Origin of the sequence: Sporomusa sp. KB1, from assembly GCF_007830295.1 — a bacterium.
GTDB lineage: Bacteria > Bacillota > Negativicutes > Sporomusales > Sporomusaceae > Sporomusa.
Genome location: NZ_VLKC01000002.1, coordinates 2,579,039 through 2,599,836, shown reverse-complemented (window position 1 = coordinate 2,599,836; position 20,798 = coordinate 2,579,039). Strand labels below are relative to the sequence as shown.

Genomic DNA, 20,798 nt, shown 5'->3' with positions numbered 1-20,798 from the left:
CAAAACTCATCAAATTCTTATCTTCCATCCGCTTTGTCTAAGATTGCCTTGATTTTGCTCAGGACTTCAGCAGAAAGTTTCCCTGACTGGTGGGTATTGATGATGCTTTGTGTCTTTTCTTTTACGCGTTGTCCCAAGCTTTTCGACCCATTGGCCTCCCAGTCAGCAATCCTGGCTCTATTCATAACCGTCGGCCACCAGGTTTCTGTGCGGAAATATGTTAACGTATGTTCTTCACCCAGATAATGTCCTCCTGGCTGTACCGCATCAATTACACCCCGTGCCATCCGCTCTTCATTAACTTCGACACCTTTCATCATTCTGCGCGTCATCCCCATGACTTCATCGCCCATGACCAGTAGTTCCACAGAACCTGTCTGGCCATATTCCAACTGGCCGCAGCCATAAATCAGACTTGTTCCGCTCATCCCGGCATGCAGAATTGAAAATGCCGCCTCCAAACCCATTTGCGCATCGCTGACTTTGGCATCGGTAGCACCGGCAAAGCCAAAACTAGGAATCCTAAGGAAACGCAGAACATTCGCCATCCCTGTTCCCATCAAACTGATTTCCGGTGCACCGTAAGATAAGATACCGGTCTCTTGATTTTTTATCGTGAAGAACCCGCCGGCAATTACAGGAGCTCCTTGGCGGACTAGCTGCCCCAGAACTATCCCGACTAAAACATCAGCCAAAGCTACGACAATGGCTCCGGCCGGAGTAGCTGGTGATGTTTCACCGGCAATAAGCTTGGTCGCATAAATATAGGGAACTCTGTTTTGGGCGGCGAACATGACCTTGGCCAGCGTCTCATCGGAGTGTACCAGCGTACCTTCCGTTTCAATTTGAAAAACCGCAAAAGGATTCTTTTGAAATTCCTTTAAACTTCCGGCTACAGCAGTAGCGATATCAAGGATTGCCTGCGCTTGTTTTACTCCGGGGATTGCTTGGATAATCGGCTTGCTCGTATTGGTTACCAAAGCTTCAAACGCATGAACTTCCGCCGTGCTTTCTTTGACGTCTGTAGGCAGACCGTTATTCATGACGAAATCAATGTTCTGTAATCCGTCACAAACCATAGCAGTTTTAACGACATCCCCCTTAACCGGTTTTCTCCGCTCGCCCGTCATTGGGTCAAGCACATATACATTCCCTTGCCCAGGACCATAATAAGCATTTGTAGTTTCTAAATTTAAGGCTCTTTTGCCATTCCGGTCACATACGGTGACGCGTGAAGGCGCACTTCTTACCGCCCACTCTGATAACGCGGAAGGAATTCTAACCCGATTGCCATCGACCCAGCAACCGGCTTTTTCAAAGATTCCACGCGCTTCTTCGTTCTGGATTTCTGACCCTGTACGTTCTAACACCTCAAGCGCCGTCATGAAAAGTTCTTCACATTGATCCTCACTAAGCATTTCCCAAACGGTGGTCTGATTGACCGCATAATTTGCCCGCGTATAATGACTTTTTGTTGTATTCACTTACTTCTCTCTCCTTTCAAACCCGCTAAGTTTAAGCCAAGAGCCGATTGCAAAGGTCTACCGCATAAGCCGCATCCTGCGCATATCCGTCCGCACCCGCTTCATCCGCGAAATCCTGGGATAGTGGCGCCCCGCCTACAATTACTTTCACTTGATCTCTGATGCCCTCTTCTTTCATAAGTTCAATTGTGTCTTTCATATGCAGCATCGTTGTGGTCAGTAAGGCACACATTCCTAAAACATCTGGTTTGTGCGTTTTAATTTCCTGTACAAATTTTTCCGGGGAAATATCCATTCCTGCATTAATAACGGTGTAGCCTCTGCTTTCAAGCATCATTCCCACCAAGTTCTTGCCAATATCGTGCAGGTCGCCTTTTACCGTACCCAACAAAACTTTGCCCGCCGAAGGCATGTTTTGATCTGCAATCAAAGGTTTCACCAAATCAATCCCTGCGGTCATGGATCTCGCGGCAACCAGAACTTCCGGCACGAACATCTCCCCGTTCTTGAAACGGGCACCCACCACACTCATACCGGCGATTAAACCCTGATTGATGATATCTAAAGGCGCGGCTCCGCCATCAATCAGAGCCTTTGTTAACTCTTTGACTTTGTTAATGTTGCCGCTGATTACGCTTTTTGACAGTTCTTCTAAATTTGCCATTCTTTTTATCCCCTTTCAAATGTGTCTTTTGTATCTTTGCCTTGAAAAACCGGACATACTATTGCCGATCCTCACTATATAAGTATTGGCTTACTCAAATTGAGTTGGTTCGGTAATTTCCGTAGTTAAGGCATCCAAGGCCTTTTTAACCATCGCTTTTCTCAAAGCATGTTCATCGCCTTTATTAAGCTTCGGATTTCCCACCGGATAAGGAATCGCAATCGTCGGGACAATTCGATTAGCGCCGACTGACTCGCTAATTGTCGTAATGGTAGCCATATGAACAATAGGAATACCGTATCTTTCGATTTCTTTTACCATCGTTGCGCCGCAACGTGTACAGGTCCCTCAGGTGGATGTTAAGATAACACCATCCACTCTGGCAGCCTTCAATTCAGCGCCTATTTGCACACCGAATTCTACCGCTTTGCTTACGGCAGTTCCGGTTCCGGTAGTTGTATAGAACCAGTCGAAAACCTTGCCAATATAGCCCTCCGCTTCGAATTCGTTTAAAATATCCAAGGGTGCTACGCGATCAGGGAACTCATTGGCATATACGGGATCATAGCCCCCATGAGTTGTATAATAGCAAGGGGCTTCCAGCGCATTCACCGCGCTAACATCGTACTTACCCCATTTTTGCGCACTGGCTGACTGGATTTTGTCCGGATTTCCTGCCGGAACGATACCGCCTGTAGTACACAAGGCAATAGTAGCCTTACTTAAATCTTTAATTGGTTCAGCAGGAGTCACCACATCAAAAACAGGCATTGGCATTTCTGTTTCAAATGGCTGTCCTTTCAGGCGGGCAAGTAACATTTCCACCGCCCGTTGCGAACCTCTTTTTTCCGCCAAGAGAGTCTTTCTCATCCCCCGGGCAATATAACCTTCTGCTTCAGGCGACCCAATTTCGATCCCTTTGGCCAGCTTACAGGCAAGAGACGCCATTAAGGGCAATGCCTTACGCATTCCGCCGGCGGAATCGCTTGTACCTACCACATAGGCGACTGCTTTGCAGTTATCCAGGCCGGGGTTTTCCACATACATACCGGTTACCACCGGGATATTCAACTGTTCAACAACCGTCTTGGCAATCTCTGAACAAGCTACGCCATACCTCCCGGCATTAAAAGCAGGTCCGGCGACAAAAACGTCCGGCGCGGCTTCTCTTACCATATTCAAAATAGCTGCTACCGCTTCATCTTTGTTCTCATTGAAATAGTTGTCACCGCAGATAATTGTGCCGGCAATCATTCCCTCACCCTTGAGCAATCCTTCAAACCCCATTGCCGGACCAACCTTATCCGGCCTGAACTCCGGCGGCATGCTTGCCTTATCCTCGCCGCCTACTTGACCAAAGAATTGGTTTACATAGTAGAGTACTTTGAATTTGTTTGACATAAGTTACCCTCCTTTCTTATGATTTTAATATAGTCTACAGGTTACATTGTGGAATCCGATTTCTGACGTGGCGCCAATTACAGCATTCAACTCACACATCAAACTGCCGTCTTCCAATAAAGATCCTTCCCAACCACCGGCTAATACCGAAATCGCTGCCTTATTGCCAATAACTTTGTCCGTCGGCGGCAATGTAACCACATGACTGACATTTCCCCCGGAAACTACCGCCACCGCCTCTGCTGCCGTGTCAGCTAAAGGCTGGGACATGCCGTCCCGTCCCGCACATTCGTCGGTAATTAAAACGGTTTTGATCCCGGACTTTTCGCATTTTTTACAAATCATTAAGAGATCAGAGTCAGGGTTTCCATACCCCTCTTCCGATACAATCACCGCATCAGCCCCCAGCATTTTTGCCAGTTTCACAGTAGAATCAGATGCGCGTACTTTTCCGGCTAACGTAGTATGCTCCGGAACCATAATGACCCCTAAGAAATTAATTTCCTTACCATGCTGGGCGTACAGATCATAAATCACGGAATTGTTTTGGTGCTGGTAGGTTGTAATTTTATCGCAGGCCGCAACACAGTTCCCGCTAATTACCGCACTATCTAATTCCTCATTGGCATGCAGCAGGGTTGGCAATATACTGGATTGATTGACACCGTAAATGTAGGTATCATGCAGCAGCCCCTGGGTAATATTCATCTCAGCGTAAACAACTTTGAGCAGCTCAGGGTATTTGGCTGTTTCTTCAAAAATACTGCCAAGCTCAAAGGTAAGTACCTCGTCCGGGGTTATATCTTGCCCAGCTAACCCAACAAACTCCGCTGCCCTAAGTCCGGCGATTCTGACAGTTTCTTCATGAATATGGGGCTGCAGCCCTTCTTTCACCTTAATATCCACCGTTAAATTATAGGTTTGGGAGAATGGTGTCCACTTAGCCCCCTCGCCCCACATATCAATGACACCTTCCTGAAAACCAACAATATCACCAATCGTTACCACTGCGGCACCATATAAAACATGGGTTTTGCCTTCGCCGCACTGCGCCTGTTTTGCCGTAACCCCCGGAAAGCCGTTAATACCGCCTTGCACTTTTACCCTAGGCTCAATCACGTCTTTTACCGGAATGATTCTTACTTTTTCACCTGGCCTGGCTACGTCAAGCAAGATATCTTTAATTCTTTCGTCTTGTTTCAGAAAGGCGATCAATCCCTCCTTATCAATGCATAACACTCCGTCTTTTACAGAGGTCTCACTGCCTAACTGAATGTCCTTAATAGTAATCCGGCCAATTTCCAGTTTCAAAACGTTCACCCCCGATTGTTTTTCCAAATTCACCAAAGGATAGGCCCTTCATCTAAAACCGCTTCCAAAAGTATCAGGTCCATCATTTTGTAGTCTTCAGCATGCGCAGTATCAGTTTTACGAAATTCCATGTGCCGCTTGTATTTAATAATACTGTCTTCAATAATCACCAGCGAGAAAGAATCCACCTTTGTCAGCTTCTTTCCTAAGATTACAGAGCGAAACGGGGAAAACAGCATCCGTAAACTGGCAGCTAGCGGGTGGCTGATTAGTTCATAGCCTTCATGGACTAAGTCCCGTACCTTGATCAAAGTCTCAGCGGCGGAACCTTCCACAAATACCATATTATCTTTTCTTGCTGCTACTGCTGGATTGTTAGTGACGATTAGGTATTTCATTACAGGCAGTCCTTCACTTTCAGTAATTTTAATGCCCGCTTCCGGTGCAGTAATACCGATATAACCGGTTTTTCCGGGGGAGATCTTGCAACCTTCCCATCGTCTTGTTTGATTGGCAAGGCATGGGAACTCGCGATCCTAATAAGGTTTTTGCTCATTATTTCACCTGCCATTGAAAGAGCATTTAATTTATTGTGTTTTTTTTAAATAGTCGAATTAATCTTTAAATATATCTAATGCAATTACTGTGCCAAGTCCATTTGAGGTAAATTTTAGCTAATTAGTTAGGCTTCTGATTAAATTTTCTTAATTTTTTGTCTTATTTTCAGACAAATTCTTTCAGTCCAAGAAGTGAAATCCTTATTCCTGCCTGCCGGTACTGCTATATATATCCTGTCTGATTTTGAGACTAATTTACGAGGTTCGCTGTTTTTGCTGCGCATCTTACCCTGCGATTTAGCTTAGAAATCCGCAATATATATGCCTTTCTGTAAGAGAGAATACATATCTCATTTTCGGATATTCACTAAAATACATGCTCCTAGTGCCTCATCCGGCGGGGTTATGGAGTATAGCACCGAGAATTTTTGCCGTCAGGCGCGGCGGAGGAGCCGCGCATATCGGACATATGTAAGGCGACGACAACAAAGCATGGCGGCAAAAAGGCCGGTGATATACTTCATGTTCCCGCCGGATGAGGCACTAGCACTTATGAACCATAAGGTGCTTTTCTGCTAGGGCACTTCTCTCTGGGACACAATTGGCAGTTTTCATAGGTTCCTTCTTTGGGAAAACGGATTCCAGAGACGCTCTTAATCGGAAGCATAAGGCAACTGTCGGTAAGTCGAACCCCGATTAACGCTTCTACATCGTCTAATAGATTAAATACATGTATTTGTTCAGTGATTGGCCACTCAGCCAATGAACCGGGATTCATGTTGACAGCATGACCTAAACCAAACTCTTTATCTAGTTGTTCCTCAAACATTTTAATAGCTGAACGCAGCACCATTTCTTTAATCGTATCGGCGCAAAAGCTTGCAAAATAATCTTTATATTGGTTAGACCAGACCTCTAACTCAGTCCCGCAAGTAACAACAAATGGGTATGCCTTTAGCGCCTCCTCCATGTTTTCTTTTAAAACGCGACTAGTGAGCTTGATTTTATCAATAACAACAAAGTTATCTCCTTTCTCCTCAATAGCTGCTTCTTTATAGACTATTTTTGGCCTTGCCAGCATCTGCGCTTCGGCTGCCATCCGCTCCACTTCGTCTGAATAGTCGCTTTCTTTCTTAATGTGCAGCTTTTCCAGGAGCGCAGCAACCTCTATTTCACACGGAAACTTGTCTAATACAACGGTATTCATAAGCCATCTCCTTCCTTTACATAAAAAAGCATTTAATTCCCCTATTTCCAGTACCAGTGACCTTGATCCCCTGAGATATAACAGTAGCTACCTGCTCTTGGCAGGTAGCTACTGTTATGCTTTTTATCTTAGTACGCGAGTCAAGACTCCCGCCTATACAGGCGGGGNTAATTCTGGTGGNGTAGACTCTTCACCTGAATCCCCAATGTTTCAGCCCTGCTGAAACGAGTTCACTAGTCTTCCAATTTGCCTCCCCGGTAGGCACTTAAATAATTGGCACAATAGCTATCACGTCCGGCAATGGTCTCAGCGGCGATTATATTAGCCATCATCTGCCTGTCTAACGGATTTATGATTAAGCCGTCCAAGCCTCGATCAATCGCCATCACGGCAAACGACTGGTTCAGAAGCTTACGGACGGGTAAACCGTAAGAAATATTCGACAATCCACACATCGTGTGAACCCCTTTATAGGTCGTCATGATCCTTTCAACCGCTGCTAAAAATTCAATTCCAAAAGCATCTTTCGTGGACACTGGCTGTACTAGCGGATCAACATAAATATTGTCAAGGGGGATATTATTTTGCACTAAACCATTGATAAGTTTATCTGCCACGGCGAGCCTGGCATCTGACGATTCGGGCATCCCTTCATCACTCATGCATAAAGCCACGATCTTATGTTCTGTACCGGCAATTAACGGTAAAATGCCTTCATAGCGTTCTTTCTCCAGTGAGATGGAGTTTATCATGGCGACTCCGCGATGGACGGATAATGCTTTTTCAATCGCTTTTGGATCAGGACTATCAATACAGCAGGGAGCACCTGTAGCCTCTTGTACAACTTCTACAAGCCATGTTAAATATTCGGCTTCTTTATGTACAAAAACCCCGGCATTGACATCAATATAATTGGCACCCGCTTCAAATTGATCTACAGCTACTTTTTTAATCACTGCCACGTCTTGGGCATCAATTGCAGCTCGAATAGGTTTACGGCTTGCATTGATCAATTCTCCGACTATGAACATTTTCAATCACTCCTTTATAATATTGACACATAGTAACAAATTGCAAGAACTGTGCCAATAAAAAAATAAGAACCTGCCCCCATTGGGTAAGTTCTTATGATTAATGCATTCGCGTCCTCATTTAATTAATCCACATGTATGCCCATCTCTTTAATTTTTCGGTAAAGAGTTGAACGACTCATCCCTAAATATCTCGCAATATTTTCTTTGGCATGGTTACTTGTACCATATCTTTTTAATGCCTCTACTATTGCACTTTTTTCTAAATCCGCGATTGATTGAACACTCTCTTGCAGTTCGAGTGGTGATAAAGCCGTAGTGTTCTTAATAATCCGATCAGGAAGATAGCTTGCATCAATCAATGCATCAGGGCAAACGTTAGCGGAGTATTCAATGGCATTCTCCAATTCCCGGACATTGCCCGGCCAAGAGTATTCCACCATTCTCGCTAGAGCATCCTTTGTATAGCCTTTAATATTTTTTCCCAGAATCAAATTATATTTTTGGATAAAACAGTGAACAAGCAGTTCCAAATCCTCCATTCTTTCTCGCAAAGGAGGAATGTGGAAAGGTATAACACTCAAGCGATAATATAAATCGTTTCGGAATTGATTATCCTTGATCATTTCTTCCAGGTTCCTGTTGGTAGCGGCAATGATTCGAACATCAATAATTAACGGCTTAATCCCGCCCACTCGTTCAATCGTATATTCTTGTAATACCCGCAAGAGTTTGACTTGTAAATGCAACGGCATATCACCGATCTCGTCAAGGAATATGGTTCCGCCATTGGCTAATTCAAATTTGCCTGGTTTGCCACTGCGCCGTGCCCCTGTGAATGCACCTTCTTCATAACCAAACAACTCGCTTTCAAGCAGGTTCTCGGGAATAGCCCCACAATTCACAGCAATAAAAGGCTCCTTCTTTCGTAGACTTTCATTATGAATCGCATGGGCAAAAAGCTCCTTGCCGGTGCCGCTTTCACCCGTGATAAGGATCGTCGAATCCATTGTCGCCACTCTGCACATTTTCTTTTTAATATTAGTAATTTTCGTGCTTTGGCCAATAATGCCATCAAAAGTATATTTGCGATCTTCCCGAATAAAGCGTCCGGCCAACTTACGCATTTCCCCAAGAGAGCGAATGGAAAAAACAAAGCCGTTAATAGCTACCCCATACTTCACTTCCGTGATAGTAGCCATAAAATGCAATGTTTGTTGGCCATATTTATAAAATATATCTTGTTCTATATACGGCTTAGTCATTTTCAGGAGCGCCTTCATGGAAATTCCTGAAAAAACTTCTTCAATCATATATCCATTGAGTAGATTAACCGGTACCATAAGAATATCTGTGGCAGATCGATTGACATGAGTTATTTTTCCCTGATAATCAACCGCCACAATTCCTTCACGTATAGAATTAATCAAGGTATCGAATTGTTCAGCCGCTTTTTTTGCTCGTTTATATAATGCCCTTTCATTGAGTTTTCCTGAGACCAACTCTACTAAGTGCTGTAAAAACGTTTCAAGCTTAACGGAGTCTTTCATCAAATTCTCTTTTTGTGCTTCATTGAAGGCGTATAATGAGATGGAACCAACAAATTTATCTTCAAGTTTAATCGGGTATAGCAAGCCCGCCAATACCTTACATGTCTTCTTAAGATTACAATTCTGGCACAGCTTGGATTTCAAAGGGTCGTATACTAAAAAACTCTTCTGGGTGCGGCGTAATTGATAATTTATTGATCCTGAACCATAAACAGTTCCAATTTGATCTTTATACTTGCCAGTCCCCGCTAAAACCTCCAGGTACTCACCTACAATAGCAACCTCGTAATCAAGTACGGCTGCAAATGCATCTGCTACCCGTTGGATATAATCTTGAATTGACTTAAGATTAACCAGGTCTGGGCCATCCCTCTTCAAAATATTACCTCCTTTTATTCTTGGAGATCCATATTAATAGACATAGCCTTATTACCAAATTAAGCTGGCGTGGAACATAACATAAACACTGCAGCGTGTACATTATTATATATTTGCAATAATCATACCAACTAACAAACCGAGACATACCCTGCTTTAACTTTCAACATCTCATGAAATTTTTCCTGCCCGGCACAAACCATTTCGCGGTATCATTTTGAAGCATATAAATACTGTACTTTTTACTCGTCAAGTCCTTTAGGACAACGGCAGAAACCTTAGTCATTCTTAGGTCCACAGAATTTATTTATAAATTCTGTGGACCTAAAAAAAGACCAAATGATCATTATTTTCTTGGTACAATATTTAGCTGCACATAGTTATTCTTCTAAAATCTGGCCAGTGCCCGCCTGGGGACGCAAAATATAGGTACGCAAGTATTGCCCTGCCAACTCTACCGCAATAACCAGTGCAAATATCGCCAAAACTAAAGTAGCAACCTCCTGGTACATGAAGAGCTTCATACTAATCATAAGCTGAGTGCCAATTCCACCTGCACCAACAAAACCAAGTACGGTTGCAGAACGCATGTTGCACTCCCAGCGAAATAGCGTATACGACAAAAACACCGGCAGTGTAACCGGAAACCTTACAAACGCCAAAACTTGCAATTCACTAGCTCCGGTAACCCGTGCCATCTCCACAAGCCTTTGATCCACTGCTTCAAAGATTTCGGCATAGAGTTTCCCCAATATCCCCACACTGTGAGCAGTAAGTGCCAGTACGCCGGGAAATGGCCCCAAACCAACAGCCACAACAAATAACAAGGCCCACATCAGTTCAGGAATGCCACGAAACAGGGCTAAAATTGAACGGGACAAATAATATACTGCCCATCGCAGACTCCATACCGGCCATCCCAGAACACTACGGGAAAATTCCTCCCCGCTAGGGCGCATAGCGGCTACTGACATTGGCAGTGCCAAAACAATTGCCAATGCCGTGGCTACCAACGATATTTCTACCGTTTCCAATAGTAGCTTTCCTATATTCCCCAAAAACTCAGCCGCCATCTCTGGCGGCCATAAACCGCCTGCAAACCGGGTCATTGCTTTCAGATTGGACGGCTCAAAAAAAGCGGTTGGTGAAAACTTGGTATCAAAACCGCTTATCACAATACCCGTGAGAAGAATCAGGGTAGTTAAATAACTGCCCCAATGTGTTTTGGTATTAGGCATTAACCATCCCCCCCTCCTGTCCTGCCGGTGCCCTGCCAGTAAGCCGGGAATATGCCGCAGATTCCATAAAAAGCCGGGGCGAACCGTCATAAGCTAATTGACCCTTATCTAAAACAATCAACCTTGTGCAATACTGAATGGCATTACTAATTTGGTGCAAATTCATAATAACTGTCCTACCATTATTCTTTAGCTCAAGGAACAAATTTAAGATCAGATTAGCGGTAGCTGGATCAACCGAGGCAATAGGTTCATCCGCCAATATCAGTTCAGCCTGGCTATAGAGTGCCCGGGCAACCGCTACCCGCTGCTGCTGACCGCCTGACAGCTCCTGGCACCGCTCATAAAACTTATCTTCAATTCCCAGTTGAGTTAACAATTGGGCAATCTTTGCCGATTCAGCGTCATTTAACCATAACAGGTTTCTCAATGTAGTAAAAAGCGTGGTCGCGCCAAGCTTACCTAGTAGAACATTGTGGGCCACACTCAAGCTTGGTACAACATTAAAATTTTGGTACACAGTGGCAACCTGCCGGCGCAATCTGAACAGTTCTGATCTCGTAATTGCCGACATGGTGTGTCCTAACACCTGCAGGGAACCACTTGTAGGGAACACAGCTCCGCATAATAGCCGCATTAACGTCGTCTTGCCAGCGCCGCTGGCACCAAGTATGCCAATAAACTCACCCTTGACAACGGTAAACGATACTGATTGTATCCCCTGACCATTGGCATATAATTTTTGCAGTTTATCTGCCAGAATAATTTCCATAGCAACCCCCTATTGCCGAAAACCTTTTAAGAAGCGGAGAAGAATCCAGATTGCCGCCATACCGTCATAGCGGACAAGGTGTGGCAATCCCGCCTTTAGACTTTTCTCGAAAAAGACAGGAGCACATGGCTCCTGTCGTAGCTGTTATTATTTTTTGGGGTTCAAAAGCCCCAGGCGTTTGGCTTCCTGCTCAGCCTCAGCATAGTTAGCATCTGTTACCTTAGCGAACGATTTCGCCCGCATCAGGTCTAACAATGTCGGATCGTTGATGTCCAGAAAGGCCTTAACAATCTTTTCTTCCAGACCTTTGTCAAGACTATCACGAACCACCCAGGGATAGCCTTCCACCAGGTGCTTTTCCAAAACCTTTATTTTAGAGCCGTCAACAGTACCTTTGGCAATAAGTTTGTTCATAATCCGGCCTTCGATACCGCCTGCGTCTACAGTGGCATTTTGTACAGCCTGAGCGGTAGCGTCATGCCCGCCTGTATAGACGACGTTTTTCAGGTCGTCAGGCACCTTGATGCCGGCTTTGTCAAGCATAAACCGGGGATATAACGAACCGGAAGTTGAACCGATATCACCAAAAGCAAAGGTCTTGCCCTTGATGTCCTTAACTTCTTTGATGGGGCTATCGACAGGAGCAATAATCAAACTATAGTACTTGGTAGTCCCTGTCTCAACATCCACTTCTGTTACAATAGGATGGATTTTAGCCCTCTGTTTGGCCTGAACGTAGGTCAAACCGCCAAAATACGCTACATCCAGCTTGTCATTGGCCATGGCTTCCACCACACCGGCATAGTCGCTGGCAACAAATAATTCAACAGGCCTAGCAAGAGTTTTTTGCAAATACTCACGAAACGGCTCATATTGCGCCTTTATTTTGTCAGGAGCCTGGTTGGGCACAAGTCCAACCCGAAGAGGTGCTTGCGATTTACCCGGGTCAGCCGCTTGGGGAGCTTCTCCTTTGCCACAGCCTACCAATACGATAACCAGTAGCAAAGATATAGCCAAAATTAATAATCGTCTCATTATATTATCTCTCTCCTTGTATCTTCTATTTGCTCAATTTTTCAGAAATTTTTCAATAATTTAGTTTAAAAATGAAAGAAAAAATCAACGATGTCCCCGCGCCGGTAAAATGACTTTCTGCAGCAGTTTAAAGCCTTTAAGACCTAAAGTCCGGGCATTGTCCAGATATTTTTTCTCAAGTAACACCACTCCCGCTCGGCAGCAACAGCTACGGTTTTTTCCTCCTCCATCGCCACAACGGCCTCGGCTAACTGCTGAAAATACTCTTTTTTGTTCGCTTCCACAAATACCTCCGCTTCAATATTAGTTACATTTTGAGGGTTATCACCCAAGTTGTCATTTGCGGATTATCAGAGTATACTCGCCGCCGCTGCTACTGCTTTCTACCTGATATTTTCTGGACTTAGCAAACTTAGTAATGTTCTCCTTAGCGGCGGGTTCGTCAACAGTGATGGTCACCGCCGCTGCTTCTTCCAGCGCTTTCTGTGTCTCCAGAAGTGGAACCGGGCAACTCAGGCCTCGCAAATCTAGCTTCTTCTCCATATTATCCCTCCACTGTCACAATCACTTTCTCTCTAAAAACAAGGCCAATGCCTGCCGTGATAGCGATTCCGGCCACTGTGGCGATCTGTCCGTTCAAAGCCACTCCCGCCGCACTGCCAGCAATGTTGAAGCTATGAGCGATGCCAGCTCCGGCCAGCATGCCCAGTACGCAACATAGAGCATCAACATTCCCTTCACCGGACATGATGATTTGTCTGAGCGGGCAACCGCCGACTAAAACAGCCGCCAAGCCAGTTAGGAACAGCCCCAGGAAATTCCACAGGTGCATCGTATGCGCAAGCGGCTGACCGGTATAACCCAACTTGAAAAAGCCGAAATATTGGTTGCCGGCAAGAGCAGCCAGAAAGATAACAGCGTATATCTTGAGCAGATAGGTATCTCGCACCAGAATATAGTCGCGGATACCGCCGCTGAGGCACATCCGGCTCCGCCACGCCAGCGCGCCGGCTATTAGTCCCGCTATCAGACTGACGACCACCGGCGCATGGAGTGAACCGGGCCCGCTAACGCTGAATTTCAGGAATATCGCATGTGTCCCCACACCTACTGCCAGAATGACTGCCGCTACAGCAGCCAGATAGCCGGCAGCACCTTTCCCGCCGGTATAGGAGTGGGCCCGGCCCAGGTTATAACCGTTCTTCAGAAAGACCATCCCTGCGGCGACCCCGGCGACAAAGCCGGCCAGGCCCGTCAGGCCGTTCAAATCGCCCCCGGCAAGCCGCAGAATACCCCTCAGCGGACAACCTAAAAACACCAGGGCGCCGATCATCATCATCGCGCCGAGAACAAACCGGATCGCAGGGTTCGAACCTCCTCGCGGCCGGAACTCACCGCTGAGTTTTGCCAGGCTGAAAGAACCCAGGATAAATCCTAAAATCTCCGGTCTGGCGTATTGCAACGCTGCTGCCTGGTGAATTCCTAGCGCCCCGGCAATATCCCGCAGATGACAGGCAGCACAAAAGCCATAATTGCCTGGGTTGCCTGCTTTCACCAATAGGACTGCCCCAAGTCCAAACGCAATTCCGGTCAAAACAATGATCATCCAGTACATAGTAACCCTCCTAATAAACAATATCTATTGAATTCAAGAATCTCATCAAATCATCTATTTATTTCGGTTAACCCTAGGATAGAAGCGCACCCTGCCGCATCACTAGCACCAAGCAGACCTACAGCGTCTGCCCTACAGCGGCGGCAATGGTATATCTGCGGTATGTGACCAGCTATCGATTTTCGTATGCAAGCCATTTCTTCCTCCGTGGGAGCCGTAAGATCCGCAAAAGGAGTATCATGGACGGGGATCAAGGGTATACAGTTCATCGTGTCTGCCCCCCACGCGGCCACCTTTGCAGCAATGTCAGGGATGTGACCGGTATTAATACCAGGAAGGACGACCGTATTTATCTTGACCGTCAGGCCTCTTTGCTTCAATCCGACAACAGCCTCCTCCTGCCGGCCGAGAAGAATTTTGGCAGCTTCAAGCCCTTGATAGGTCCGGCGATTCACGGTAACTGAGGCATAGATCTGTTGACCGATATGGGGATCAACGGCATTGACCGTTACGGTGACATGAGTCACCCCGGCCTCGGCTAATTCGTCGATATGGCCGGGCAGATTCAGTCCGTTGGTAGATACACAAATTAAAAGTTCGGGATGAATGGCACGGACGGCGCGCAGCGTCTCCAGGGTTTGATCCAAATCGCAAAGAGGATCTCCCGGCCCGGCAATTCCTACCACGGCGATATCTGCTCGCTGTTGCAAAAGTCTGTTCAAAGCCGCCAGCGCTTCCGCCGGCTTGAAAACGCGCCGGGTCACTCCCGGGCGGCTTTCGTTGACGCAAGCGTAAAGCCGGTTGCAGAAGTTGCACTGAATGTTGCAGTCAGGCGCCACCGGCAGATGAATCCGCCCCCAGCGGGCACTGGCTTTTCCGTGAAAGCAGGGGTGCCGGTCAAGAGACCTGTGTTCGCGAAGCTTGCTCATTCGCTCTCCTTCTTTTTGCCAAGTTTTATGGCATCGACAGGACAAGCTTGCAAACAGTCGCCGCAATTGGTGCAATTTGTTTCATCAGGCCGGGTCCCCATTTCGCATACTCGCTGGCAGGCGTTACAGTCATTACAGGCACTGGTTTTGAAAACGCGGAAAATAGCCATACCCTTGAAAAGCTCAAGTAAACCGCCTGTGGGACAGACAAAGCGGCACCACAGATTAGCTACAAGCAATCCCGCTGCGGCCAACCCCAGAATAATAAAGGTACGAACCAGCCAGGCGAAGGAAGCGTGTTGAAAAGAAAGCCCCATCGAAGCCCAAAGTTCACCGACCCGGATCGGCACCATCATTCTGGGATTATTCAACCCAAACCAGATAATCGCTACCGCACCTAGCCCAATAGCCATTCCCGCCGGGGCAAGCTTTACAAACCGATTATGCTTACGCAGCTTTAGAAACGAAAGCTTACCGATCATCTGATTGACAAACCCGCCAGGACAGAGCCAGCCACAAAAAGCCCGCCCGAAAAGCAAAACTGATAGGGGAAGCAGCAGCCAAAAACCCCAGAAGTAACTGGTGATCCTTCCCCAGCAAGTGATGACAGGACAGGTTTGGCAATTCACAAAGGGAACGAGATACGGACAACGGAAAACACCGTAATAGGCCCATTGTCCCAAAACACTCATCATGGCCAATTGAACAGTTCGGCGAACCGTCATCAATGAAAATCCAGTTTTCGTCTGTTTTGCAGTTTCTATTTGACTAGACATCTTTTACCCCCAGCTTTTCGATAAGTGTCCGACCTTTTTCGGAAATAGCTGGAATGAAGCCATACTGCTCGAAAATCGCCTGCGCTTCGTTGGAGCAGATAAAGTTTACATAATCATCAGCCAAAGCGCGATCCTTGGCATACTTCATTACCCCAATAGTGAAGGTTAGCGGACCGGGTGGAAAAAACGCCTCTGAAATGGATATCACTTCTACTTTTCCCGAAAATGCAGGCTGGCGGGTAAGACGCCTTTCCACGATAGAGGCCGCACCTTCACCGTTTATGATTGCCGGCATCATTTTAATGACACAGCTTTCCTTGTTAATGGTATTTTTGAGAACCGCCTGTTCAATGTTTGCCTTTTTGAGTATGCCCATCACGGCTTCGCCGCCCGGCGGCGAGGCTCCAAGCGGCAGGATGACCTTGACCCCCGGCTTGGCCAGATCCTGAAGCGATTCGATTTTCGCCGGATTTCCCAGCGGAGTGACGATGACATACTCCGTAAAACACAGAGGTTTGAAATAAAGCATTTTATTATCGGCCCTCAGGTTTTTGGCCAATTGCAATACCCGCCCGGCAAATATCTCGGTGACCGCGCCGCCCAAAAGCGATTTACCCAATGCACCGGCAAAAGCCCCTGTATAATTGATCTGGATGCCGTTTCGCTGCTCATATAGGCGGTTTGTCTCTGTGAAGGCTTCAGCCAGCCCTCCACAGGACCATACCTGCAACGAATCGGACTGGAAACGCCCTGCAAACAGCATTCCGGGTACCGAGACCGCAGCAGCAATGGAAGCGATTCCGGCGGCCTTAAGAAACGTTCTTCTTTTAATTCCCTCTTTTTTATCGTCCATAATTAGCTCCTTTTATTGATGGATGCGAAGTGGACATCTTTCGCAAAAGGCAGGCCTGCTATAAGTTATAATCCCAAACAGTTTACGGGAAATCCCATAAAGTCAATATACGATTACGTAACTTCATCCATCATCGCAAGAATATCGGAATATAACTGTCCATATCTAGGTATTGATATCTGCTGCCGTCTAAGGGCCATTTGACGTATATCTTTTACATATATCGGAAATGGCGGCTCTGCTATCAAATCGTCCACTTAAGGATATGCTTTTTCAGTTGTTCAAAAAGCTGCATTACAATAACCAGTATGATTACCATGAAGATAAAACCTACCCAGGTGTGATCGTACAGGCCAAATTCCGAATATTTTTTGACAAAGAATCCCATGCCATACTGAGTGCCGTACATCTCGACATATACCAGCATCAAAAAAGTACCGCGCAGTGAACTAACGAAGCCTGCTAAAATAGACGGACTGGCCGCCGGCAGAATGACTTTTGTCATCAATTTGATTCCACTGAGCTCTAACGTGGCCGCTTTGTCCAGATAACGCTTATCAATAGTCATTATACCGGTTATTGTAGCAAAAAGGGTCGTCCAGACAGTGCCATAGGAAATCAGGAATATGGATGCTACCACAAAATTAGGGGCTAACAGCAGCGCAAATGGGGACAATAGGATTGATGGTATCACACTGAATGCGTAAATTATCGGATAAAGCGCATCTCGCAGCCATTCGATTAATCCCAGAATTGTACCGAGGATTAGTGCAATGGCTAAGGATATCAGGATAGACGGAATCATCAGCTTGAAGGATGACACCATGTTCAGTAGCATAACCCCCTGGTTGTTGGAAAAGGCATTCATAATAGCCTCAACATCGGGGAATAGGTACGGATTTGCCTGCCCGCTTTCTGTCGCATACACATACAATAGCACTAATGCTGCATATATGTAGACAGTAAGCCAGTATTTTTCAAAAAAGATCTTCAACTTGCCCATAATGCTCCTTATAGCTGATTAGGAATTATTTTCTTGGTAAAAAGCCTGCAGCTTTTTATAGAATTCGGGGTCTTCACTTCCATATTGTGCTGTTACTTCATCCAAAGCAGCCTTATACAGATCTATATTGATATGGTCAATAATGTTTATGTCCTTGGCTTTTTTGTTCAGGAAACCGGTCTTATCCAGAATCCCCCATGCACGGATAACTGAATTTTTGAGGGGATCTGCGCTGACTACATAGTTATCATTAAGCATATAGGCAGCCACATACTCTTTAGAGGTTTTAATATTCTCGGCCTGCAGGGCAACAGCCTCATTCTTATTAGCTTCATAATAGCGCTGGGCACGAATCAATGCCTTCATTATACCCTTGACGGTATTGGGATTGTTCTTTACAAACGACGTTGGGGCAACCAGACGACAGCAGGAATAGTTTTTCATTACATCGCCCTGCCAGGTCACAATATCAATTTCTTTCATATTTTTTACAGCATAATTCTGACCGGTACCCATGAGAGCATAATCCACCTCGCCACGCACCACAGCGGCCAAAGCATCATTATAATTGGTATAGGTAACCCATTCCACTGCGGTAAGAGGATCCTTATACCCCAGATCCATAACAGCGCCAGTGAATGCGAAATAGGCAGGATTGCAGGCAAACTTCTTGCCTATTAAATCTTGCACGCCGTTCCACTTAGTACCCTTGCGGGCGACAACAGGCATGCTGCCATCCACCATATGTCCGCCAAATATGGTCAAATCTACGCCGGAAGCAATCTGCTGCAAGGGGTTGCTGGTGCCGGCATTGGAAGCAACATCTGCCTTGCCGGTGGAGAGCAGCGCCATAGCATCAGCGTTAGCTGTGGCAGGAACCATTTCAAGTGTCAGGCCCTCGTCCTTGAAATATCCCTTCTTTTCCGCAATGGTAACCATTACGTTGCCGCTGGTGCCATAGTTCCACCTGACAACACTGGTTTCAGGCCCTTGTTTCCCTGACTCAGCAGATTGGGGAGTGTTGGCAGGGGTAGAATTGCCGCTGTTTCCACCGCAACCCGCCAAGGTAAGCATAACAGTCAGTGCCAAAATCGACAAAACAATTCTTACTTTCATGTGTATTCTCCTTTTATAAATATTTTAGTAATAATACCGTTTAAGAAATGCGGGATACCACATCCTTATTGATTTGGAAGATCAACTTATTGCGCAGTTCCAGAAGCTCCGGATTATCAAACTGCGTTTCCCGGGTGGGACGCTTGTCCTCCGGAATGGAGCATTCGTAGATTATGTTGCTGGGAGACTGTCCGAAAACAATGATTCGGTTAGCCAGGAGCAGTGCCTCATCTACATCGTGGGTGACAAAAAACACAGTCTTTTTGGGATTCTCCCGAGACCACAGCCTCAGCACCAAATCCTGCAGCCGCGCACGGGTCACTGCATCTAACGCTCCAAATGGCTCGTCCATTAACAGGATCGGGGGGATCAATACTGAACGCCTGGGCAATGGCACATCGCTGTTTCATACCACCGGATAGCTCTTTGGGCAGCTTACGATATACCGAATCATCCAAACCTACTGCATTTAATGTGTCAAGCGCCAACTGTTTCAGTTTCTTTTTGTCTTGCTGAGGAAAGCGCTGTTTTAAAGCCAACATGATATTTTCTCCAGCTGTCATCCACGGAAATAGTCCATAGTCCTGAAAGACCATGCCTTTATCCAGACTGGCCCCGCTTACCGGCCGATCATCTAAAAGGATTGTTCCTGTAGTGGCAGTCTCCAAGCCAGCTAGGAGACGCAGGAAGGTACTCTTGCCACAGCCGGACTGCCCCAGCAACGCTACAAAAGTCCCTGCTTGCACATCAATGTTGATGTCTTTCAAAATTAATCTGTTATCGTTTTTATAGGCAAAAGACAGCCCTTTAATTTTCACATCATGCATCGCACTCACCTCCTTTATGCATGTATATTCAAAATTAACAGACTACTGACACGGCAGAAGTTCTTTCCAGCCACCAAAACCACATTTCAATATCACTCCCGTACATCATATATCTCTTTTCAACCTAGCCTGCATGGCCCGGCTGCCTGCACTGCAAAATGCCATACACCGCCCGCAGATGGTAGCACCATAGCTGTCGACATCATGTTCACTAGCCCGCAGCCGCGCATCTCTTTTTTCCCACAATGCTTTGAACTTTTCCTCAGCATTCATCGGTTCTGCCTTCGCCACATCGACATTGGGATTAAAAGGGGCATTCGGCCACGCCTTTGTCGTCAAGCCTCTGGCAACCCAGTAACAACGGTCGCCGTCAACAACACCGTATGTCAGTTGCCGGCCGCCTATGGTTTTGTTCCATTCTGTCTTTTCAATAGCACCGGCCGGGCAGTTTTTGATACAGTCGAAACACCGCGTGCATACCGACCCGGTAAAAGGAGGATCAGTAATTAAGGAGGCTTCCGTAAGAATTACTGTCAAACGCTGTCTTGAACCATACTGCGGCGTAAGAAAAAGTCCGCTCCAGCCGATTTCGCCCAATCCCGCCGCAACAGCTGCATGCCGGAAGGAAAATGGTCCATAAAACTTTTTCTGCTCCCAATAATGGCTGCCCTTACCTGGTATCGGCAGAGCCTCATAGCCGCCCTTTTCCATATACCGGGTGACGCGGTAAGTGAGAGCGTCTAATTCTTTATTCAGGTGGGTAAACCCGAAAATGCTGTAGGAATAATTGGTAACCTCCCTTTTCTGAGCCTCTATGGAACCGTCCGGAATGTGAAGTGCCATGACAATGATGGTTTTTACATTCGGCATAAGATCTTGCGGACGGTGGGGCGGAGTAAAGTACTCATCCAGATCAGCTGCTTTGGCGATCCCCACCAGGTCAGCTCCCTGGGCTAAAGCGAACTCTTTTAAATCCTGAGTAAATTGCTGCATGGATTTCACTTCCTTTAACTTATCTTTTTTTTGCAGAAGCACTATTTTTAAATGACTT

General features: G+C 46.2%; 23 protein-coding genes. All 23 read right to left on the bottom strand.

From position 1 onward, the window contains the following. Positions 1 to 17: 17 nt before the first annotated feature. Positions 18 to 1,484, bottom strand: a complete 1,467-nt coding sequence (locus tag SALPA_RS15770; RefSeq protein ID WP_222428012.1) for a trimethylamine methyltransferase family protein — start codon at positions 1,482 to 1,484, stop codon at positions 18 to 20. 31 nt (positions 1,485 to 1,515) lie between these two features. Beyond that, on the bottom strand, positions 1,516 to 2,148 hold the full coding sequence (locus SALPA_RS15765; RefSeq protein ID WP_145095951.1) for a B12-binding domain-containing protein: 633 nt from the start codon (positions 2,146 to 2,148) through the stop codon (positions 1,516 to 1,518). A 90-nt stretch (positions 2,149 to 2,238) separates the two neighbouring features. Next, positions 2,239 to 3,549, bottom strand: coding sequence for a glycine/betaine/sarcosine/D-proline family reductase selenoprotein B (locus SALPA_RS15760; RefSeq protein ID WP_145095948.1), 1,311 nt, complete (start codon positions 3,547 to 3,549; stop codon positions 2,239 to 2,241). A gap of 24 nt (positions 3,550 to 3,573) precedes the next feature. Next, positions 3,574 to 4,869, bottom strand: a complete 1,296-nt coding sequence (locus SALPA_RS15755) for a glycine/sarcosine/betaine reductase component B subunit (protein ID WP_255451423.1) — start codon at positions 4,867 to 4,869, stop codon at positions 3,574 to 3,576. Positions 4,870 to 4,889: 20 nt separating this feature from the next. Continuing rightward, positions 4,890 to 5,258 carry a GrdX family protein gene (locus tag SALPA_RS15750; protein WP_145095942.1) on the bottom strand — a complete coding sequence of 123 codons (369 nt, stop codon included), beginning with the start codon at positions 5,256 to 5,258 and terminating at the stop codon, positions 4,890 to 4,892. Between the two features lie 709 nt (positions 5,259 to 5,967). Then, positions 5,968 to 6,624 (bottom strand): vitamin B12 dependent-methionine synthase activation domain-containing protein, encoded by a 657-nt coding sequence (locus tag SALPA_RS15745; RefSeq protein ID WP_145095939.1) that lies wholly within the window; start codon positions 6,622 to 6,624, stop codon positions 5,968 to 5,970. A gap of 233 nt (positions 6,625 to 6,857) precedes the next feature. Next, the gene (locus tag SALPA_RS15740; RefSeq protein ID WP_145095936.1) at positions 6,858 to 7,655 is read right to left on the bottom strand and encodes a methyltetrahydrofolate cobalamin methyltransferase; all 798 of its coding nucleotides are present in this window, start codon (positions 7,653 to 7,655) and stop codon (positions 6,858 to 6,860) included. 125 nt (positions 7,656 to 7,780) lie between these two features. Next, positions 7,781 to 9,583: a sigma-54-dependent Fis family transcriptional regulator gene (locus tag SALPA_RS15735; protein ID WP_145095933.1), complete on the bottom strand. Its 1,803-nt coding sequence runs from the start codon at positions 9,581 to 9,583 to the stop codon at positions 7,781 to 7,783. Positions 9,584 to 9,963: 380 nt separating this feature from the next. After that, on the bottom strand, positions 9,964 to 10,821 hold the full coding sequence (phnE, locus tag SALPA_RS15730) for a phosphonate ABC transporter, permease protein PhnE (protein WP_186451088.1): 858 nt from the start codon (positions 10,819 to 10,821) through the stop codon (positions 9,964 to 9,966). Further along, positions 10,814 to 11,593 carry a phosphonate ABC transporter ATP-binding protein gene (locus tag SALPA_RS15725; protein ID WP_145095927.1) on the bottom strand — a complete coding sequence of 260 codons (780 nt, stop codon included), beginning with the start codon at positions 11,591 to 11,593 and terminating at the stop codon, positions 10,814 to 10,816. Before SALPA_RS15725 ends, phnE begins: the two co-directional genes overlap by 8 nt. Before the next feature lie 147 nt (positions 11,594 to 11,740). Further along, entirely contained in the window at positions 11,741 to 12,628 is an 888-nt protein-coding gene (phnD, locus tag SALPA_RS15720; protein WP_145095924.1) for a phosphate/phosphite/phosphonate ABC transporter substrate-binding protein, read from the bottom strand. Positions 12,629 to 12,771: 143 nt separating this feature from the next. Then, positions 12,772 to 12,960 (bottom strand): hypothetical protein, encoded by a 189-nt coding sequence (locus SALPA_RS29080; RefSeq protein ID WP_222428011.1) that lies wholly within the window; start codon positions 12,958 to 12,960, stop codon positions 12,772 to 12,774. A gap of 4 nt (positions 12,961 to 12,964) precedes the next feature. Beyond that, the gene (locus tag SALPA_RS15710; protein WP_145095921.1) at positions 12,965 to 13,171 is read right to left on the bottom strand and encodes a sulfurtransferase TusA family protein; all 207 of its coding nucleotides are present in this window, start codon (positions 13,169 to 13,171) and stop codon (positions 12,965 to 12,967) included. Position 13,172: 1 nt separating this feature from the next. After that, positions 13,173 to 14,264, bottom strand: coding sequence for a YedE family putative selenium transporter (gene yedE / locus SALPA_RS15705; RefSeq protein WP_255451229.1), 1,092 nt, complete (start codon positions 14,262 to 14,264; stop codon positions 13,173 to 13,175). Between the two features lie 29 nt (positions 14,265 to 14,293). After that, positions 14,294 to 15,172, bottom strand: a complete 879-nt coding sequence (locus SALPA_RS15700; protein ID WP_145095918.1) for a radical SAM protein — start codon at positions 15,170 to 15,172, stop codon at positions 14,294 to 14,296. Then, positions 15,169 to 15,948, bottom strand: coding sequence for a 4Fe-4S binding protein (locus SALPA_RS15695; RefSeq protein WP_255451228.1), 780 nt, complete (start codon positions 15,946 to 15,948; stop codon positions 15,169 to 15,171). Before SALPA_RS15695 ends, SALPA_RS15700 begins: the two co-directional genes overlap by 4 nt. After that, positions 15,941 to 16,801, bottom strand: coding sequence for a substrate-binding domain-containing protein (locus SALPA_RS15690; protein ID WP_145095915.1), 861 nt, complete (start codon positions 16,799 to 16,801; stop codon positions 15,941 to 15,943). Before SALPA_RS15690 ends, SALPA_RS15695 begins: the two co-directional genes overlap by 8 nt. A gap of 113 nt (positions 16,802 to 16,914) precedes the next feature. Further along, positions 16,915 to 17,058 carry a hypothetical protein gene (locus SALPA_RS30455; protein WP_222428010.1) on the bottom strand — a complete coding sequence of 48 codons (144 nt, stop codon included), beginning with the start codon at positions 17,056 to 17,058 and terminating at the stop codon, positions 16,915 to 16,917. Beyond that, positions 17,046 to 17,804 (bottom strand): ABC transporter permease, encoded by a 759-nt coding sequence (locus tag SALPA_RS15685; RefSeq protein ID WP_145095912.1) that lies wholly within the window; start codon positions 17,802 to 17,804, stop codon positions 17,046 to 17,048. Before SALPA_RS15685 ends, SALPA_RS30455 begins: the two co-directional genes overlap by 13 nt. Positions 17,805 to 17,822: 18 nt before the next feature. Then, positions 17,823 to 18,920: an ABC transporter substrate-binding protein gene (locus SALPA_RS15680; protein ID WP_145095909.1), complete on the bottom strand. Its 1,098-nt coding sequence runs from the start codon at positions 18,918 to 18,920 to the stop codon at positions 17,823 to 17,825. Positions 18,921 to 18,960: 40 nt separating this feature from the next. Then, entirely contained in the window at positions 18,961 to 19,176 is a 216-nt protein-coding gene (locus SALPA_RS30450; protein WP_222428009.1) for a hypothetical protein, read from the bottom strand. Next, positions 19,148 to 19,747, bottom strand: coding sequence for an ABC transporter ATP-binding protein (locus tag SALPA_RS15675; RefSeq protein WP_222428008.1), 600 nt, complete (start codon positions 19,745 to 19,747; stop codon positions 19,148 to 19,150). Before SALPA_RS15675 ends, SALPA_RS30450 begins: the two co-directional genes overlap by 29 nt. Positions 19,748 to 19,852: 105 nt before the next feature. Then, complete coding sequence (locus SALPA_RS15670; RefSeq protein WP_145095906.1) at positions 19,853 to 20,740, bottom strand: epoxyqueuosine reductase; 888 nt, start codon at positions 20,738 to 20,740, stop codon at positions 19,853 to 19,855. Between the last annotated feature and the right edge of the window lie 58 nt (positions 20,741 to 20,798).

What these genes read in the sequence shown, in the direction of transcription:
- SALPA_RS15765 (WP_145095951.1), bottom strand. Translation starts at nt 2,148, where the DNA reads ATGGCAAATTTAGAAGAACTGTCAAAAAGCGTAATCAGCGGCAACATT.
- SALPA_RS15750 (WP_145095942.1), bottom strand. Translation starts at nt 5,258, where the DNA reads ATGAAATACCTAATCGTCACTAACAATCCAGCAGTAGCAGCAAGAAAA.
- SALPA_RS15745 (WP_145095939.1), bottom strand. Translation starts at nt 6,624, where the DNA reads ATGAATACCGTTGTATTAGACAAGTTTCCGTGTGAAATAGAGGTTGCT.
- SALPA_RS15740 (WP_145095936.1), bottom strand. Translation starts at nt 7,655, where the DNA reads ATGTTCATAGTCGGAGAATTGATCAATGCAAGCCGTAAACCTATTCGA.
- phnE (WP_186451088.1), bottom strand. Translation starts at nt 10,821, where the DNA reads ATGCCTAATACCAAAACACATTGGGGCAGTTATTTAACTACCCTGATT.
- SALPA_RS15725 (WP_145095927.1), bottom strand. Translation starts at nt 11,593, where the DNA reads ATGGAAATTATTCTGGCAGATAAACTGCAAAAATTATATGCCAATGGT.
- phnD (WP_145095924.1), bottom strand. Translation starts at nt 12,628, where the DNA reads ATGAGACGATTATTAATTTTGGCTATATCTTTGCTACTGGTTATCGTA.
- SALPA_RS15710 (WP_145095921.1), bottom strand. Translation starts at nt 13,171, where the DNA reads ATGGAGAAGAAGCTAGATTTGCGAGGCCTGAGTTGCCCGGTTCCACTT.
- SALPA_RS15700 (WP_145095918.1), bottom strand. Translation starts at nt 15,172, where the DNA reads ATGAGCAAGCTTCGCGAACACAGGTCTCTTGACCGGCACCCCTGCTTT.
- SALPA_RS15695 (WP_255451228.1), bottom strand. Translation starts at nt 15,948, where the DNA reads ATGTCTAGTCAAATAGAAACTGCAAAACAGACGAAAACTGGATTTTCA.
- SALPA_RS15690 (WP_145095915.1), bottom strand. Translation starts at nt 16,801, where the DNA reads ATGGACGATAAAAAAGAGGGAATTAAAAGAAGAACGTTTCTTAAGGCC.
- SALPA_RS15685 (WP_145095912.1), bottom strand. Translation starts at nt 17,804, where the DNA reads ATGGGCAAGTTGAAGATCTTTTTTGAAAAATACTGGCTTACTGTCTAC.
- SALPA_RS15680 (WP_145095909.1), bottom strand. Translation starts at nt 18,920, where the DNA reads ATGAAAGTAAGAATTGTTTTGTCGATTTTGGCACTGACTGTTATGCTT.
- SALPA_RS15675 (WP_222428008.1), bottom strand. Translation starts at nt 19,747, where the DNA reads ATGCATGATGTGAAAATTAAAGGGCTGTCTTTTGCCTATAAAAACGAT.
- SALPA_RS15670 (WP_145095906.1), bottom strand. Translation starts at nt 20,740, where the DNA reads ATGCAGCAATTTACTCAGGATTTAAAAGAGTTCGCTTTAGCCCAGGGA.